The organism is Isoptericola maris, assembly GCF_048065335.1.
Classification (GTDB): Bacteria; Actinomycetota; Actinomycetes; order Actinomycetales; family Cellulomonadaceae; genus Isoptericola; species Isoptericola rhizosphaerae.
On the sequence record NZ_JBLUNY010000002.1, the window covers coordinates 104,849 to 120,977 of the forward strand.

The 16,129-nt window shown below is 72.5% G+C and carries 12 protein-coding genes; 2 read left to right on the forward strand and 10 right to left on the reverse strand.

What is annotated here, in order from left to right; translation table 11 throughout:
* Positions 1–145 precede the first annotated feature (145 nt).
* The 10 genes from ACH5HR_RS04640 to ACH5HR_RS04685 form a co-directional block, all read right to left on the reverse strand.
* Positions 146–880, reverse strand: a complete 735-nt coding sequence (locus ACH5HR_RS04640) for a cupin domain-containing protein (protein ID WP_402373928.1) — start codon at positions 878–880, stop codon at positions 146–148.
* Entirely contained in the window at positions 877–1,926 is a 1,050-nt protein-coding gene (locus tag ACH5HR_RS04645) for a DUF6807 domain-containing protein (RefSeq protein WP_416476508.1), read from the reverse strand. Before ACH5HR_RS04645 ends, ACH5HR_RS04640 begins: the two co-directional genes overlap by 4 nt.
* Complete coding sequence (locus ACH5HR_RS04650) at positions 1,923–3,071, reverse strand: Gfo/Idh/MocA family protein (RefSeq protein ID WP_416476509.1); 1,149 nt, start codon at positions 3,069–3,071, stop codon at positions 1,923–1,925. The genes ACH5HR_RS04645 and ACH5HR_RS04650 overlap by 4 nt, the downstream gene beginning before the upstream one ends.
* Before the next feature lie 102 nt (positions 3,072–3,173).
* Complete coding sequence (locus tag ACH5HR_RS04655; protein ID WP_416476510.1) at positions 3,174–5,525, reverse strand: rhamnogalacturonan lyase; 2,352 nt, start codon at positions 5,523–5,525, stop codon at positions 3,174–3,176.
* Between the two features lie 94 nt (positions 5,526–5,619).
* Positions 5,620–6,204, reverse strand: coding sequence for a hypothetical protein (locus ACH5HR_RS04660; RefSeq protein WP_402373921.1), 585 nt, complete (start codon positions 6,202–6,204; stop codon positions 5,620–5,622).
* A gap of 71 nt (positions 6,205–6,275) precedes the next feature.
* Positions 6,276–7,187 carry a carbohydrate ABC transporter permease gene (locus ACH5HR_RS04665; protein ID WP_402373919.1) on the reverse strand — a complete coding sequence of 304 codons (912 nt, stop codon included), beginning with the start codon at positions 7,185–7,187 and terminating at the stop codon, positions 6,276–6,278.
* Entirely contained in the window at positions 7,184–8,179 is a 996-nt protein-coding gene (locus ACH5HR_RS04670) for a carbohydrate ABC transporter permease (protein ID WP_402373917.1), read from the reverse strand. Before ACH5HR_RS04670 ends, ACH5HR_RS04665 begins: the two co-directional genes overlap by 4 nt.
* A gap of 130 nt (positions 8,180–8,309) precedes the next feature.
* Positions 8,310–9,605, reverse strand: coding sequence for an ABC transporter substrate-binding protein (locus ACH5HR_RS04675; protein ID WP_402373915.1), 1,296 nt, complete (start codon positions 9,603–9,605; stop codon positions 8,310–8,312).
* A gap of 331 nt (positions 9,606–9,936) precedes the next feature.
* Positions 9,937–11,436: a mannitol dehydrogenase family protein gene (locus ACH5HR_RS04680; protein ID WP_402373913.1), complete on the reverse strand. Its 1,500-nt coding sequence runs from the start codon at positions 11,434–11,436 to the stop codon at positions 9,937–9,939.
* Positions 11,433–12,440: a LacI family DNA-binding transcriptional regulator gene (locus ACH5HR_RS04685; RefSeq protein ID WP_402373911.1), complete on the reverse strand. Its 1,008-nt coding sequence runs from the start codon at positions 12,438–12,440 to the stop codon at positions 11,433–11,435. Before ACH5HR_RS04685 ends, ACH5HR_RS04680 begins: the two co-directional genes overlap by 4 nt.
* A 132-nt stretch (positions 12,441–12,572) precedes the next feature.
* Here ACH5HR_RS04685 and uxaC point away from each other — a divergent pair, with 132 nt between their 5' ends.
* The gene (gene uxaC / locus ACH5HR_RS04690; RefSeq protein ID WP_402373909.1) at positions 12,573–13,994 is read left to right on the forward strand and encodes a glucuronate isomerase; all 1,422 of its coding nucleotides are present in this window, start codon (positions 12,573–12,575) and stop codon (positions 13,992–13,994) included.
* Positions 13,995–14,103: 109 nt separating this feature from the next.
* Positions 14,104–16,122, forward strand: coding sequence for an alpha-glucuronidase (locus tag ACH5HR_RS04695; RefSeq protein WP_416476513.1), 2,019 nt, complete (start codon positions 14,104–14,106; stop codon positions 16,120–16,122).
* Positions 16,123–16,129 lie beyond the last annotated feature (7 nt).

The following is a 16,129-nucleotide window of genomic DNA, read 5'->3' on the forward strand; positions in this document are numbered from 1 at the left end:
CCTCCCGCCGCGCGTGTTCTGGGGTGCCGCCCGGCGCCGCCACCCGCCCCCCCCCCCCCACGAACTACCGACATCGGTAAAACGGGCGTGACGGGCGTGACGGGAGTGACGGGCGACAGGGTACGGGCAGCGGGTGCGCCGTGGGTCAGGCGAGCGGCCAGGTGCGCAGGCGGCCGCACATGCCGTAACGCCGGGGACCGTCGGCCGCGTCGGCGACCGCTACGCGGCCCTCGTCCAGCGTGACCGCCGAGGCGTCGGCCAGCGCTTCGAGGGCGGCGTCCGTCTGACCTGCCGCCTGGCCGACCGACGCCTCCCAGGTCTCCCGCCACCCTGCCGTGCGAGGAGCGACGAGCCGCGCCGCGGCGTCGCGCAGCGGGTCCAGCGCGGCCGGACCGTGCTGCCCGACGGCGTCCCGCAGCGCCGCGTAGCCCGCGAGCGCCAGGTCACGCCGTGCGAGGGCGGCTGCCGCCACGTCGCCGTCGGCCGCTCCGTCCTCCAGGCGGGGCAGCGCCGCGGCCCGCTGGTACCGGTCGGCGTCGGCGACGACGTCGGCGGGGAACGTGATGACCGCGTCCCCGGCCTCCGGCAGCCCGGCGTTCGACATCACCACGAGCACCTCGAGCCCGCCCCCGTTCACCGCGCGGTGCACGACCCCGGGGCCGAACCAGACGATCCGCCCCGGCGCCAGGTCGTGCACGGCGAAGCCGTCCGGGCCCAGCGTCTCCACCCGGCCGCTGCCGGCAAGAGTCACGTAGGCCTCGGTGGACGTGGTGTGCAGGTGCGGCGACCCGCTGCCCTGCGGGGCGTCGGGCGCCGGCCAGTCGTAGACCTGCAGATGGCTGACCGAGGTCCCGCCGGGGAAGACGGGCAGTGCCGTCACGCCCGGCTCGCCGGCTGCTCGGCGGGATCGACGTGCCCGGGCTCGAGCACGTCACCCTCACCGGCGAGCACCTGCCGGCCGAGCGCGGCGAGCTCGACGGCCCGGGCGCCGTCGGACTCGCCGTCGGCGATCACGACGGCGTACGTGAAGCGCAGCGTGGCATCGGCGGGGAAGGGGACCTCCTCGCTGAAGAAGGGCGCGGGGCACACGCACGCGAACGGTTCGGAGCGCACGAACCACTGCGGCGTGCCACCGGGGTTGGTACCGGGGTCGACCATGAGCACGGTGGAGGCCCGTGAACCGCCCTGCTGCTCGTCGGCCCGGACGGCCCCGGGGGCCGCGCCGTCGTGCCGGCCCACGAACCCCAGCCACTCCGCCCGCAGGCCGCGAGCGTCCTCGGCGTCCGCGACCGTGCCGGCACCGTCCTCGCCGGGCAGCAGCACGCGCCCCCCGGTGAACGATCGCGGCCCGCGCCAGAACAGGCCGCCGTAGCCCGCGTTCTCACGGCCGTTGGTCGTCGGGCTGCCGATGTCGAGCGCGCCGTCGGAGACGTTGGTCATCACGGACGTGAACGTGAGCACCCACGCGTCGGGCGTCGACTCCGGCAGGAGGACCTGCACGGTGCGCTCCTCACGGACCACGACGTCGCCCCGGACGGCGCTGCCGTCCGGTCCCGTCGTCGCCGGGGTGCGCCAGGACAGCTCCTCGACGAACCCGCAGGGTCCGACGGCGGTGAACTGCTCGTGCTCCATCGAGCCGTCGTTGTGCAGGTCGACGTAGCCCTGCTCGGCGTGCACGTAGTTCGGGCCGCCCCAGAAGTTCCACGGCCCTACGTGCGGGAGCGACCAGGCGATGCCCTTGTGCCACACGTGGTCCCACGGCCGGTACGCGGAGACCACCGCGCCGTCGCGGGTACGCAACGGGTGCAGGTAGGGTCGCGGGCTCTCGTACGCGACGTCGTCGGGCCGGTACACGTACGTGAAGAGGTCGACGTCGCCGCGCGAGCCCGTCATCGCGCTGCGGTCGCTGTTCAGAGTGACGCTCATGCGGTGGCCTCCTGAGCCGGGACGTCCTTGACCGGGGGCCACGGTGCCCCCCTGCCGCCCATGCTGTCGTAGAACGGGTCGCCCGCGGTAATCTGCCCACGGACGACGGGCTCCCCCGTGAACGCGGAACGGTAGATCGCGGCCGCCAGCTCGAGCGTGCCGCGGGCGTCCGCCACCGTGATCGGCGGCGCCTGGCCGCCCACCAGCGCGCGATAGGTGGGCACGAGCTGGGCGAGGTGGCCCGAGCGTCCGCCGTCGACCGGCTCGCCCGCCGCGGCCACGTCGTCGGCCCACGCCTGGACGGAGTCCTCCGAGCCGGGAGCCGCCGTGACGCGCCACGCCGCGTCGTCGTACCCGTAGAGGTGGTCGAGCTCGACGGTGGCGCGCTCCGTGTCGAACCGCAGGGACGAGGTCTCCCGCGGGGACAGCAACGAGTTGGTGATGGTGGCCATCGCACCCGAGGCGAACCGGACCATCGCCATCGACACGTCCTCGGTGTCGACGTCGCGAGCAAGACGGCCGGCCATCGCCCGGACCTCGGTCCACTCGCCCAGGATCGACAGCAGCAGGTCGAACTGGTGGATGCCGTGGCCCATGGTGGGGCCACCGCCCTCGGTGTCGAAACGGCCGCGCCACGGCACCTCGAAGTACGACGGCGGGCGGAACCAGAGGGTGTCGCACCGCGCGACGAGGGGCCGGCCCAGCGCGCCCTCGTCGAGGAGACGGCGCAGGCGCACGGCACCCGCCCCGAAGCGGTGCTGGACGATCTGCGTGAACCGGGCACCGCCCGTCGCGGCGCGCTCGGCCTCGGCCAGGGCGTCGATCTCGGCCAGGGAAAGCACCGCCGGCTTCTCCACGACCACGTGCACGCCGGCGGCCAGCGCGGCGCGAGCCTGCTCGAGGTGCAGCGACGGCGGGGTGCACACGTGCAGCACGTCCACCTCGCCCGTGGCGAGGAGCGCCGCCAGGTCCGTGCCGTGGCGGGCGACGCCGTGCCGGGCCGCGAACTCCTCGGCCCGGACCGGGTCGACGTCCACCACCCCCGTGAGCTCGACGCCCTCCAGGCCGTCGTGCTGCGCCAGCGATCGCACTGCGTCGGCATGGGCGTGCGCGATCGCGCCCGCCCCCAGGATGCTCACCCTCATGGGTCCCACTCTTTCAGTCGTGTCGTTCAGGTGACCAGCCAGGACGGGCGCGGGGCGGCCCCACGCCCGTCCTGGCGGATCGGTCGGCTCGGACGGGTCAGGTCACCCGGCCGCGCCCGGCACGGGCACCTGCGACCAGTCCGTGTCCGAGGCCAGGTAGAACCCCGGGTAGGACGGCTGGTTGTAGGAGGTCTGCTGCCGCGCGACCTCCACCCGGTACTGCGGGTCGTGCATCAGCGTGTACATCTTGAGGTCGGTGACCTCGGTGGAGAGGTGCACCCGCAGCGCCGAGGAGTCCTCGGTGCGCACCAGCACCTCCTCGCGCCAGTCGCCGAGGACGTCCGCCACCAGCGACGGGTTGCCCTTGGTGCCGTTGTTGGTCAGCGTCCCGTCGAGGGTCTCCACCACGGTGCCGTCGCCGGCCACGATCCGCGGGGTCGCGTCACCCGACCCGTCGACGAGCTGCGTGCTGCCGTCGGCCGCCCAGCGCACGGAGGCGTTCGTCACCGGCGTGGAGTCGGCGAGCTGCTCGCCCGTCGCGCTGAGCGTGCCGGAACCGTCCGAGCCGCCCGGCATCGAGCCCCACACCTCCATGCCCGGCACGTCGGTGTCGACGTCACCGATCATGCACCGGCCGGTGTCCCGGCCGGAGTAGGCGCCGAAGAGCACCTCGCCGGTGGCGGCGTCGCGCATCGCCGTGCCGTACGGCGCCCAGGCGCCGCCCTCGTGGCAGGTCCAGACCTCCAGACCGGGACGCGACGGGTCGATGTCCGTGACGTGCATGGCGTCGCCGTGGCCCAGGCCGGCCTGCGCACCCGGGTCCGCCGAGCCCTCGGGGAGCTCGTCGAACGACGAGTACAGCAGCGAGCCGTCGTGGTCGATCGTCGCCGAGCCGTAGACGATCTCCTGCTTGCCGTCGCCGTCGACGTCGGCCGCGGACATCGAGTGGAAGCCCTGCGTCGTGATCGAGCCGAACTCCGGGTCGGTCCCGGGCGTCCCGTGCGGCCCGGCGTTGAACGGGTTCGACATGGGCGTCCAGCCGGAGTCCGCCATCCACCGCTGCGACAGGCGCTTGCCGTCCCAGTCGTACGTGGCGATCGTCGAGCGGGTGTAGTAGCCGCGGGCGAACACGGCCGACGGCGTCTCGCCGTCCAGGTAGGCGACCCCGGCGAGGAACCGGTCGACGCGGTTGCCCGGCTCGATGCGGCTCATCGCGTAGTCGCCCCAGCGCAGCCCGTCGTCGAACCGGGCTGGCTCGTAGTCGACCGTGTCCATCGGGCGGCCGCTGCGGCCGTCGAACACCGTCAGGTACTCGGGGCCGGAGATGACGAACCCCTCGAAGGTGCGCAGGTCGTTGCGGCCCGAGCGCTCCGGGGCGTAGACGTCCATGAAGTGGTCGGCCAGCTCGCGCGCGTCCGCGTCCGACAGCGGGTACTCGTACTGCGGCTCGATGCCGAACGCCTCCTCGAGGGTGGCGGGCCACTCGCCGTCCACCACCTCGGGGGTGTCGGCCCAGCCGCGGAACATCTCCACGACGTGCTCGTAGTAGTCGTCCGCGCTGTACCGGTAGTCGTCGGCGTGGGTGACACCGGCGGCCCGGTCGTCCCTCGGGATCTGGACGAGCTTCTCGCGGGCCGGCTCGCCGTGCCGGTACGTGGTGGCCTTGGTGCCCGGCGCCGTCTTGACCATGACCTCGGCCCGGCCGTCCTGGTCGAAGTCGTAGACGGGGAACTGCGTGTAGTGCGCCCCGGCGCGGATGTTCACGCCCAGGTCGATGCGCCACAGCTGCTCACCGTCCAGCGTGTACGCGTCGAGGTACTGGTTGCCGGTGTACCCCTTCTGCGACACGTCCTTGGAGTTCGACGGGTCCCACTTGACGATCACCTCGTACGCGCCGTCACCGGTGAGGTCGGCGACCGACGCGTCGTTGGCGGAGTAGGTGTACTCCTCGCCCACCGGGGTGACGCCGTCGTCCGGCTTGTTCAGCGGGATGTCGAGGTGGTCGCCGGCCAGCGGCACGACGGTCTCGCTCCGCTCGCCCCAGCGCACGTGGCTCTTGCCGTGGCCCTTGCCCTTGCCCTTGCGGCCGTCGCGCAGGGGCGCGACGACGTAGCGCGAGGTGGCCTCGCCGTCGGGGTCGACGTAGTTGGTCGAGTCGGTGACGGTCCCGACCTGGCGCCCGTCGCGGTAGACGGCGAAGCCGGTCCCGGCCATGCCGCTGTCGGTGGCTCCGGTGACCTCATCGCCGAGGAGCCGCCAGCTCAGGAACACTCCCTCGCTGGTGCTGGCCGCGACCAGGCCGCGGTCCAGGTCCTCCAGGACGATCCCGTCGTCGTGACCGTGCCCCGGTGGGCCGTGATGGCCGCCCGGTGCGGCCGTGGCCGACGACCCCAGGGCCAGGGCCCCGACGGTCGCGGCGGCGACGGCGCAGGCCGTCGTGCGGTTGATCCTCATCGCTCGCATCCTCCTTGCATCGTTGCAATCAGTGCAGTCGCGAGACCCGCCGGGTTCTGGCAGGCCCTCCCCCACCCCTCGGGGCAGGAAAGTCTCAGTCGTTCGGCAGCGCCCGACGGCGGACCTCGACGCCCACCACGGCCAGCGCCAGCAGCCCGCCCACCACGAGCACGAGCGGCACGAGCATCCAGACCAGGACGCCGGCCATGAGCACGGCGGCCGCCAGCAGGGCAGATCCGGTGAGGTCGTCGGCCGCCCGCTGCGTGGCGACCGACAGCGTGCCGCGCGTCGTCGCGCCCGGGACGGGTTCGCCGTCGTCGTCGGACCAGGCGCCGACGGCGCGGAGCACGACCGCGACCGCCCCGGCCGCGAAGAGCGCGACCACGACGGCGACGACGGTCGCACCCGGGACGACACCCGAGGCCGCGAGCTGCCAGTCACCGATCAGCAGCACGGCGAGGGCCAGGGTGGCCAGCCCGAGCGGCCAGAGCGCACGTGCCGCGGCCCACCACTCGACGGCGAACCGGCGGACGGACGTCTCCCGGCCCGAGACCTCGCGCCGCAGGTGCGCCACGCCGGCGGCCAGCGACGGCACGAGGGTGACCAGGGCGATCGAGCCGACGGCGACCAGGACGCCGGTGATCGCCACCTCGGCGAACAGGTGCAGGCTGCGCAGCATGCCCCCGCCCGGGCCTCGTCCGCGAGGGGGACGAGGCCGGGCACCCGAGGTGTCGTCGCGGCGCGCCATCGTCAGCCCTTGAGCCCCTGCGTGGCGACGCCGTTGATCAGGAACCGCTGGAAGACCACGAAGAACAGCATGACCGGCAGCAGGGCGAGGACGGCCATGGCCATCTGGGCGCCGTAGTCGGACACCGAGGTCTGGTCGACGTACTGACGCAGCGCGATCGGCATCGTGTAGAGGCTCGGGTCCTTGAGGTAGAGCAGCGGGCCGAGGAAGTCGTTCCAGGACCAGATGAACGTGAAGATGCTGGAGGTCACGATCGCGGGGCGCATCAGAGGCAGGATGATCTGCCAGAAGGTGCGCGCGTGCCCGCAGCCGTCGATCCGTGCCGCCTCGTCCAGCGAGCGGGGGATCCCGCGGATGAACTGGACCATCAGGAAGATGAAGAAGGCCTCGGCGGCCAGGAACTTCGGCGCCAGCAGCGGGATGTACGTGTTCACCATCCCGAGATTGTTGAACAGGATGTACTGCGGGATGATCGTCACGTGGAACGGCAGCAGCAGCGTGCCGATCATGATCGCGAACATCACGTTGCGCCCCGGGAAGCTGATGCGTGCGAACGCGTAGGCCGCCACGGTCGAGGACAGCACGGTCCCGACGACGGACAGCGCGGCCAGCAGCAGCGAGTTGCCGAAGAACGTCCAGAAGCTCACGCCACCGATGCCGGACAGTGCCGAGACGTAGTGCTCGATGGTCCAGACGTCGGGCAGCAGCTGGGTGTTGCCGATGATGTCGGAGTTGGGCTTCATGGACGCGAAGACCATCCACGCCGCCGGGTAGAGCACCACGACGGTCGCGATGATGGCCACGGTGTGGAAGATGACCGACTTGACGCGGCGGCGGTTCTTCGCGGCGGCCCGTCGTGCGACGGCCGCCTCGTCGACCGGGGCGGACGGCGCAGGTGCGGTGAGAGTGGTCATCGTTCGTCTCCCGTGTAGTGGACCCAGCCCTTGGAGGTGCGGAACAGGATCGCCGTGATCAGGGCGACCACGATGACCAGCACCCAGGCCATCGCCGAGGCGTAGCCCATCTTGAAGTCCTGGAATCCGCGCAGGTACAGGTACAGGGTGTAGAACATGGTCGAGCCGGCCGGTCCGCCGGTACCGCCGGAGATGATGTAGGCGGAGCTGAACACCTGGAACGCCGCGATGGTCTCGAGCAGCAGGTTGAAGAACAGCACCGGGCTCAGCATCGGCAGGGTGATGTTGAAGAACTTGCGCACCGGGCCCGCGCCGTCGCACTCGGCGGCCTCGTAGAGCTCGCCCGGGATCTGCTTCAGCCCCGCCAGGAAGATCACCATCGGAGCGCCGAAGCCCCACACCCCCAGCAGGATCAGCATGGGCAGGCTCATCGTGGGGTTGCCCACCCAGCCACCCAGCTCGATGCCGAACACCTGCTGGATACGGTCCACGATCCCGTCGTCGGTGAACATCACCTTCCACACGATCGCGATCGAGACGCTCGCACCGATCAACGACGGGGCGTAGAAGATCGACCGGTAGGCGCCCTGACCGCGGTGCTTCATGTTCAGCAGCATCGCGACCGCCAGGGCCGCAGCCAGCTTGATCGGCGTGCCCAGCAGCACGTACCCCGCCGTGACCTGCGCCGACTGGATGAACCGCGGATCGTTGAACAGGTCCACGAAGTTGTCCAGCCCCACCCACTGCGGGGAGGTGAACAGGTTGTAGTCCGTGAACGCCAGGTACAACGACGCCAGCATCGGGAACGCCGTCAGCCCCACGAAGCCGATGATCCACGGCGACAGGAAGGCGAACCCCGCCCGCGTGTCGGAGCGGCTGTACTTGCGCTGGGGGCCGTTCAGCAGGGGCGTCTCGGCGTCGGTGCGCTGCAGGTGCTGCGCCGGGACGGGCTGTCCCGGGGCGGCGACCACACCCGGATCGGTAGAAGCCATGATGGTGGAACCTCCGGGCGTGCGGCCCCGCGCCCGGAGGCGCGGGGCCGGTTAGAGGCGCTTTGGGGGCACCCGGGGGGGGGGGGCCCCCGCGCCGGGCGGGGGGGGGCCGCACGCTGCATAGAGAGCGTCAGGACTGGCCGACGGCGTCGGCGGCGAACATGAACCACTGCTCGACGAACTCGTCGACCGTGATGTTGCCGTAGCCGAGCTCCTCCGCGAGGCGCTTGTACTCGGCCTCGATCGAGCCGAAGCCCTCGACGGGCAGCGGTGCGGCCTCGGTGACGTCGGCGGCCACGGCCTCCTCGTAGGCGAGGACGGTCTCGTCGACCGAGCCCTCCTCGACGTTCATGGCGTCGCGCTGGGCGGCCACGGCCGGCACACCCTTCGAGGTGCCGAAGATCGTACCGACCTCCGGGTCGTTGACCAGGAAGTCGATCAGCTCGGCGGCCTCCTCGGGGTGCTCGGAGTTGGAGCCGGAGGACAGCAGCATCGACGGCTTCCAGAACTGCTGGGGGCCGTTGTCGCCGGAGGGCATCGGCAGCATCTGGATGTTCTCGGTGCCCGAGTCGGAGATGTAGCCGGCCAGGAAGTTGTCCCAGCTCATCTCGGAGGCCGCCTCGTTGACGGTGAAGCCACCGAGCGGGAGGAGCTGCGTGGTGCGCTCCGCCGGGAAGAGGGCGTCGGCGTCACGCAGGTCGGAGGCCAGGTTGAGGAACTCGGTCATCTGCGCCTCGTCGAAGGCGAGCTGGCCGTCGGCGGTGAACGGCTCGGTGCCCTGCTGGATCAGCCACTGCAGGAAGAACCAGAAGGTCCCGGTGTAGTCGCCGGTGCCGTAGATCTGCGGGTCCATGCCTGCGCCCGCCTCGGAGACCTCGGCCGCGAAGGCGTTGTAGTCCTCCCAGGTGTAGCCCTCGGCGGGCGGCTCGATGCCGAGCTCGTCCAGCAGGTCGGCGTTGTAGAACAGGGCCAGCGTGTTCTGCGACGTCGGGATGCCGTACTGGGCTCCCTCGATCTGACCCGAGCTGAGGAGCGCTTCCTCGAAGCCGGCGGTGTCGATGCTGCTGCCGGACAGGTCGGCGAGCTGGCCCGTGCTGCCGTACTGACGCAGATAGGACAGGTCCATCTGGAACACGTCGGGCAGCGACTGGCCCGCGGCCTCGGTGTTGCGGGCGGTCCAGTAGTCGTCCCAGGCCTGGAACTGCGTCTGGACCGTGACGTTCGGGTTCGCCTCCTCGAAGAGGTCGATCGACTCCTCGTACTTCGCGGCACGGTCGTCGTTGCCCCACCAGGCGACGGTCAGCGTGACGTCCCCGCCCTCGCCGTCGGCCGAGTCGGTCGAATCGCCGCCGCTGCACGCGGTCAGGACGAGAGCGACCGTTGCGGTCGCGGCGGCCGCACCTGCGGCCTTGCGCGTGATCCTCATCGGAGCCTCCTTGCTCAGGTGCGCCGACGCCGAGATGCCTCCTGTGGCGCCCCTGTCCCGCCGGCTTGAAACGATACAATACAGGTCTCAGCGCTCGTGTCCAGCCCCTCCTGGAAAGCGCTTTATCACGATCCGGCAACGAGCGGGTCGCGTTGCGGCACAGGGGCGGAGTCGCGAGCAGGTCAGATGTGAGCGCTCACATATGGATCAGCGTAGGCGGTCGGGCCGGTCGGCGACCACCTCGTGCGGCCCTACCTCGGCGGAGCCAGCCCTACCTCGACGGGAGGTGCGCTACCTCGGCGGAGCCAGCCCTACCTCGGCGGAGCCAGCCCTACCTCGACGGGAGGTGCGCTACCTCGGCGGCGACGGCGTCCAGCAGCCGCACGTCCAGGCCGGCACCGGCGGGCAGCAGTCCGGGCAGCGCCGTCAGCGCCCGTGCGACGTCCGCAGGGCGCGCGGACTCCACCGAGCCCCGGCCCACCGCCGCGACGACGTCGCGCAGCTCCGCCGCGCGCGGGTCGTCGACGAGCCGGCCGGCCACGGCCTCGCGCCGCACCACCTCGGACCACGCGGCCAGCGCGTAGGCGGCGCCGTGCGGGACCGCGTCCGCGGCCAGACGCTCGGCGATGGTGCCGCCCCAGCGGTAGGGGATCTTCTGCGTGCCGTCCATGGAGACCTGCAGCGTGGTGTGCCCGGTCGCCGGGTTCGCGAACCGCTCCAGCAGGGACTCGCCGTAGGCCTCCAGGTCGGCCCCGGCCGGGGCGACGAGGGTCGGCAACGCGTCGTCGAACAGCAGCCGGCGCGCCCGGGCGCCGATCTCGGGGTCCGTGACGGCTTCAGCCATCGTCGTGTGCCCCGCGAGCCGGCCGGCGTAGGCGAGCAGCGAGTGCGTCCCGTTGAGCAACCGCAGCTTGGCTCGCTCCCAGACGGCGACGTCGTCGGTGAGCGTGGCGCCCGCGTCCTCCCAGGCGGGCCGGGGGCCGGCGAACCTGTCCTCGATGACCCACTGACGGAACGGCTCGCCGACCACCAGGCCCTCGTCGCGCACGCCGAGCCGCCGCTCGACGTCGTCGCGCTGCGCGGTGGTCGTGGCCGGCACGATCCGGTCCACCATCGAGCACGGGAAGGTCACGTGCGCGTCGAGCCACGCCGGCAGACCGGTGTCACCCGGCACGGCGGCGTCCAGGGCGGCGCGGACCAGCCCTTCGAGCACGTGGCCGTTGTCCATCATGTTGTCGCAGGTGAGCACGGTGAGGGGCAGCGCCTCCCCCGCGTCGCAGGCCGCCCGGTAGCGCGCTGCCAGGCCACGTACCAGCAGCCCGACGGCGCTGGTCGCCGCTGGCGCGTCCTCGTCCTGAGCGGGGGTCATCTCCTGCTCGGCGCGTAGGGCGTCGAGATCCGGGCGCACGAGTGCCAGGTCCAGGTTGCCCGCCGCGTCCCGGCAGTAGCCCTTCTCGGTCACGGTCAGCGTGATCAGGTGGGTGGTGGGCGCGGCGATCGTCGCGAGGACGCGGGGCGTCTCCTCGGCGGGCCACGCGACGTCGAGCACCGACCCGACGAGGTCCAGGGTGGACTCCTCGCGCCCCGCGGTGAGCACCGAGTAGACGCCGCCCTGCGGCCGGAGCTGGTCCCGCACGGTGGCGGACCGCTGCGTCACGCCGAGGATGCCCCACCGCAGGTCGCCGCGGGAGCGGGCGGCGAGCTCGGTGAAGACGGCCTGGTGGGCGCGGTGGAACGCACCGATCCCCAGGTGGACGATGCCCACCGACTCGGGGCTCGTCGGCGCCTCGACGTGGGTGGGGGCGGTGGTGCGGTGCAGGCGGTCGTTCACGGGGCTCCTTCGAGATGGTCTGCGCCGGGCGGTCTGGTGGACGACCGCACCACGAGCTCGACGTCGAGCACCGGCACGTCCGGCGTGACGTCGGACGCGGTCGCGGACGCCGTGGCCACGAGGCGGTCGACGGCGGTCCGGCCCAGCCGGCGCAGGTCGACGCGCAGGGTGGTCAGGGGCGGGGTGACGAGGGAGGCGACGTAGGAGTCGTCGCAGCCGACGACGGACAGGTCGCGCGGGACGTCGAGCCCGCGGGTGCGCAGCCGGTCGACGAGCCCGACGGCGACCAGGTCGTTGAACGTGATGACGGCGGTGGCGCCGGAGGCCACGACGAGGTCGGCCGACGCCTGCCCGCCCTCCATCTGCGGGCGGAAGGCACCGAGCTCCACGACCTCGACGTCGTCGTAGCGGTTCGCGGCTTCTGCGAGCCCGGCCCGACGACGGCGGTCGCTCCAGGAGCGTTCGGGTCCGCCGACGTACGCGATGCGGCGGTGGCCGAGGGCGCGCAGGTGCTCGAGGGCACGCCGCATGCCGCCGCGATGGTCGGCCTCGACCGCGGGGACGCCGTCGACGTCGTGGTTGACGAGCACGACCGGGCGTCCGTCGAGGGCCTCGATGGCGCGTGCGGCGGCACGCGGCGAGCACAGCACGACGCCGTCGGTCTGCGGGGCGAGGGCGCGGATCGCCTCCGCCTCGAGGTCCGGGTCCTCGTCGGTGTCCACGATGAAGAGCCCGGTGCCATGTTCGCGGGCACGTTCCTGGGCGCCCTTGGCGACGGCGGCGAAGTAGGGGTTGGCCAAGTCGGGGACCACGAGCCCGTAGGCGCCCGACCGGCCGGCGCGCAGGACGGCGGCCGCCCGGTTGGGCCGGTACCCGAGCTCGCGCACGGCCGACTGCACCCGGTCCCTGGTCGCGTCGGCCACCTTCTCCGGCGTGGCGATCGCCCGCGAGACGGTGGAGATGGACACGCCGGCCAGCCGGGCGACATCGTGCACCGTGACCATGAGCCTCCTTCGATGCGCTGCGAACGTTTGCAGCGGCCGTTCCGGGCCACCCTAGCGCGTCGCGATCGTGGCGTCGCGATCCTCGACCGCGTAACATGCAAACGTTGTCACATTCTCGACGAGGAGGCGCACGTGAGCGACCCGTGGACCCTGCACCCCGACCGGGCTTTGCCCGCAGACCCGACCACGCGGGGCATCGCCCGCGAGATCTACGCGGCCACGAGGGACCTGCCGATCGTGTCGATGCACGGTCACGTCCCGGTCGAGTGGTTCGCGCAGGACTCGTCGTTCGGTGACCCCGCGCAGCTCTTCGTCGTCCCCGACCACTACCTCACGCGCATGCTGGTCTCCCAGGGCGAGACGCTGCCGCGGCTCGGGGTCGGCTCCACGGGCACGGAGGCGGCGGAGACCGACCCTCGTGAGATCTGGCGGCGGTTCTGCGCCGGCTGGCAGCACTTCCGCGGCACCCCCACGCGGTACTGGCTCGAGCACGCGTTCGTGGAGATCTTCGGCGTCACCCAGCGCCCCTCGGCCGCGACGGCCGACGCGATCTACGACCAGGTCGCCGCCCGGATCGCCGAGCCGAGCTTCCGTCCGCGCGCGCTCCTCGACGAGTTCAACATCGAGGTCATCGCGACGACCGACGCCGCGTGGGCCCCCCTGGAGGACCACCGGCGCCTGGCGAAGGACGGCTTCGGCGAGCGCGTGCTCCCGACGTTCCGCCCCGACCCGCTGCTGCACGTCGACCGCCCCACGTGGCGCGACGAGATCGTCCTGCTGGCCCGTTCCGCCGACCACGAGATCGACGGCTACGACGACTTCCTGACGGTCCTGCGCGCGCGGCGCCAGCAGTTCATCGAGGCGGGCGCACGGGCCACCGACCACGGCCACCTCTACGCCGACACCACCCCGTTGGACGACGCCGAGGCGCGCCGGGTGTTCGACGCCGCGCTGGCCGGGACGGTCACGGCCGCGGAGGCCCGCGCGTTCAGCGGGCACATGCTGTTCCAGATGGCGGCGATGTCCGCCGAGGACGGTCTGGTCATGCAGCTGCACCCCGGCGTCCTGCGCAACCACGCGTCGGCGCCCTTCGCGGCGTTCGGCCCGGACAAGGGGTACGACATCCCGGTCGTCACGGAGTTCACGCGGTCGCTGCGGCCGGTGCTCGACGCGTTCGGGCACCACCCAGGCTTCCGGATGATCGCGTTCACGGTGGACGAGGACGTGTACTCGCGCGAGCTCGCCCCGTTGGCGGGGGTCTATCCCGCGCTGCGGCTCGGCGCCCCGTGGTGGTTCCTCGACTCCCCGGACGCGATGCGCCGGTTCCGCGAGGCGGCGACCGAGACGGCGGGCTTCGACAACCTGAGCGGGTTCGTGGACGACACCCGTGCGTTCTGCTCCATCCCGGCCCGCCACGACCTCGCCCGCCGGGTGGACGCGGGGTACCTCGGCCGGCTCGTTGCCGAGCACCGGCTGGAGCTGGACGAGGCGGCCCAGACCGCCGTCGACCTCGCCTACCGCCTCCCCCTGGCCGCCTACCCCGCCCCCCGCTGAGGGTTGTGGGCGCGATCTCTGGCCCGTCTCGTCCGTTTCGTCCTGGTCTCGAGCCCAGAAATCGCGCCCACAACGGTACGCCTGACGCCCTCGCTCGAAGGAGAGCCCCATGCCCGCCACCACTGGCCGGCCCGTCGTCCACCCGGCCTGGTTGCCCGACGCCGCGTTCCGGCCCGTCGGCAGCCGTCGCCTCGCCCTCCGGTCACCCGGTGCACAGGGGGACGACGGCGGCACCCCGGCCGGGTCCGAGGTGCTCGCCGCGCTGCGGGCCGAGCTCGACCGGGCTACCACCACCCACGCAGGTGCCGTCGGCGGGCCCGCCCCCCCCCCCCCCCCCCGGGGGCGGCTGTCCGCCTCGGCCGCGCCCGGGGGCCGGCGCGAGCGCACCGCGGGCCGGGTCACCGTCACCGCGGCCGACCCGACCGCGCTGCTGCACGGCTGGTTCCACGTGGTGCGCCTCGGCGAGCCGGCGTTCACGGGCGGGCCGGGCGACCCGGACGTCGAGCACCACGCGCCCGCGAGCGCCCTGCAGGTCCTCGACCACTGGGACAACGTCGACGTCCATCCCGTCATGGGCCAGGTCGAGCGCGGGTACGCGGGCGGCTCGATCTTCTACGAGGCCGGCCACGTCCGCACCGACCTGACGCGCGTCACCGCGTACGCCCGGCTGCTTGCGGCCGTCGGCATCGACCGCGTGTGCCTCAACAACGTCAACGTCCACGCCCGCGAGGCCCGGCTGCTCACCGAGGACCGGGACGAGGTGGCCCGCCTCGCCGCCGCGCTGCGCCCGTACGGCGTGCGCGTCCACCTGGCCGTGAGCTTCGCGGCACCGATGACCCTGGGCGGCCTGACGACGTCGGACCCGCTGGACGAGGACGTCCGGACCTGGTGGCGTGACGCCGCGGACGGCATCTGGGCGGCGGTGCCGGACTTCGGCGGGTTCGTCGTCAAGGCCGACTCCGAGGGCCAGCCGGGACCGTTCGCCTACGGTCGCGACCACGCCGACGGTGCGAACATGCTCGCCGAGGCGGTCGCCCCGCACGGCGGTCTGGTGCACTGGCGGGCGTTCGTCTACAACCACACCCAGGACTGGCGGGACCGGTCCACGGACCGCGCCCGCGCCGCCCACGACCACTTCGCCCCGCTCGACGGCCGGTTCGCCGAGAACGTGGTGGTCCAGGTCAAGCACGGCCCCCTCGACTTCCAGGTGCGCGAGCCCGTCTCCCCCGTGCTCGCCGCGATGCCGCGCACCCGGGTCGCGCTCGAGCTGCAGGTCACCCAGGAGTACACGGGCCAGCAGCGCCATGCGGTCTACCTCGGCCCGGCGTGGAGCGAGATCCTGCGCTGGCGCCCGTGGGGCGACGGCGGCGTGACCGTGGCCGACGTCGTCGCGCCCTCGGGCGGGTTCGCCGCCGTGTCGAACGTCGGCGACGACCGGTTCTGGACCGGTCACCCCCTGGCCCAGGCCAACCTGTACGCCTACGGGCGGTTGACCTGGGACCCGACGCTCGATGCCACCGCCGTCCTCGACGAGTGGATCACGCTGACCTTCCCGGACGCGCCCACCCAGCTGCGCGAGGCGATCCACGCGATCCTCGACACGTCGTGGCGCACCTACGAGCTGTACACCGCTCCGCTCGGCGTCGGGTTCATGGTGCGCCCTGGCCACCACTACGGCCCGGACGTGGACGGGTACGAGTACACGCCGTGGGGCACGTACCACTTCGCCGACCGCGACGGCATCGGGGTGGACCGCACCCGCGCGACCGGCACGGGGTACACCGGCCAGTACCCCGCGCCGTGGCGGGACGTCTACGAGTCGCGCGAGACCTGTCCCGACGAGCTGCTGCTGTTCTTCCACCACGTGCCGTACACCCACGTGCTGCACAGCGGCACCACGGTGGTCCAGCACGTCTACGACACCCACTTCGAGGGCGTCGAGCGCGTGCGCGCCATGGTCGAGCGCTGGGAGGAGGTCGCCCCCCTGGTGACCGACGACGTCGCGCAGCGGGTGCGCGACCGGCTGGCGGAGCAGCTCGCCTCGGCCGTCGAGTGGCGCGACCAGGTCAACACGTACTTCCTGCGCAAGTCGGGGATCGGCGACCTCCGCGGCCGGACGATCTACTGACCGCCGG

What these genes read in the sequence shown, in the direction of transcription:
- ACH5HR_RS04645 (WP_416476508.1), bottom strand. Translation starts at nt 1,926, where the DNA reads ATGAGCGTCACTCTGAACAGCGACCGCAGCGCGATGACGGGCTCGCGC.
- ACH5HR_RS04650 (WP_416476509.1), bottom strand. Translation starts at nt 3,071, where the DNA reads ATGAGGGTGAGCATCCTGGGGGCGGGCGCGATCGCGCACGCCCATGCC.
- ACH5HR_RS04655 (WP_416476510.1), bottom strand. Translation starts at nt 5,525, where the DNA reads ATGAGGATCAACCGCACGACGGCCTGCGCCGTCGCCGCCGCGACCGTC.
- ACH5HR_RS04660 (WP_402373921.1), bottom strand. Translation starts at nt 6,204, where the DNA reads ATGCTGCGCAGCCTGCACCTGTTCGCCGAGGTGGCGATCACCGGCGTC.
- ACH5HR_RS04665 (WP_402373919.1), bottom strand. Translation starts at nt 7,187, where the DNA reads ATGACCACTCTCACCGCACCTGCGCCGTCCGCCCCGGTCGACGAGGCG.
- ACH5HR_RS04670 (WP_402373917.1), bottom strand. Translation starts at nt 8,179, where the DNA reads ATGGCTTCTACCGATCCGGGTGTGGTCGCCGCCCCGGGACAGCCCGTC.
- ACH5HR_RS04675 (WP_402373915.1), bottom strand. Translation starts at nt 9,605, where the DNA reads ATGAGGATCACGCGCAAGGCCGCAGGTGCGGCCGCCGCGACCGCAACG.
- ACH5HR_RS04685 (WP_402373911.1), bottom strand. Translation starts at nt 12,440, where the DNA reads ATGGTCACGGTGCACGATGTCGCCCGGCTGGCCGGCGTGTCCATCTCC.
- ACH5HR_RS04695 (WP_416476513.1), top strand. Translation starts at nt 14,104, where the DNA reads ATGCCCGCCACCACTGGCCGGCCCGTCGTCCACCCGGCCTGGTTGCCC.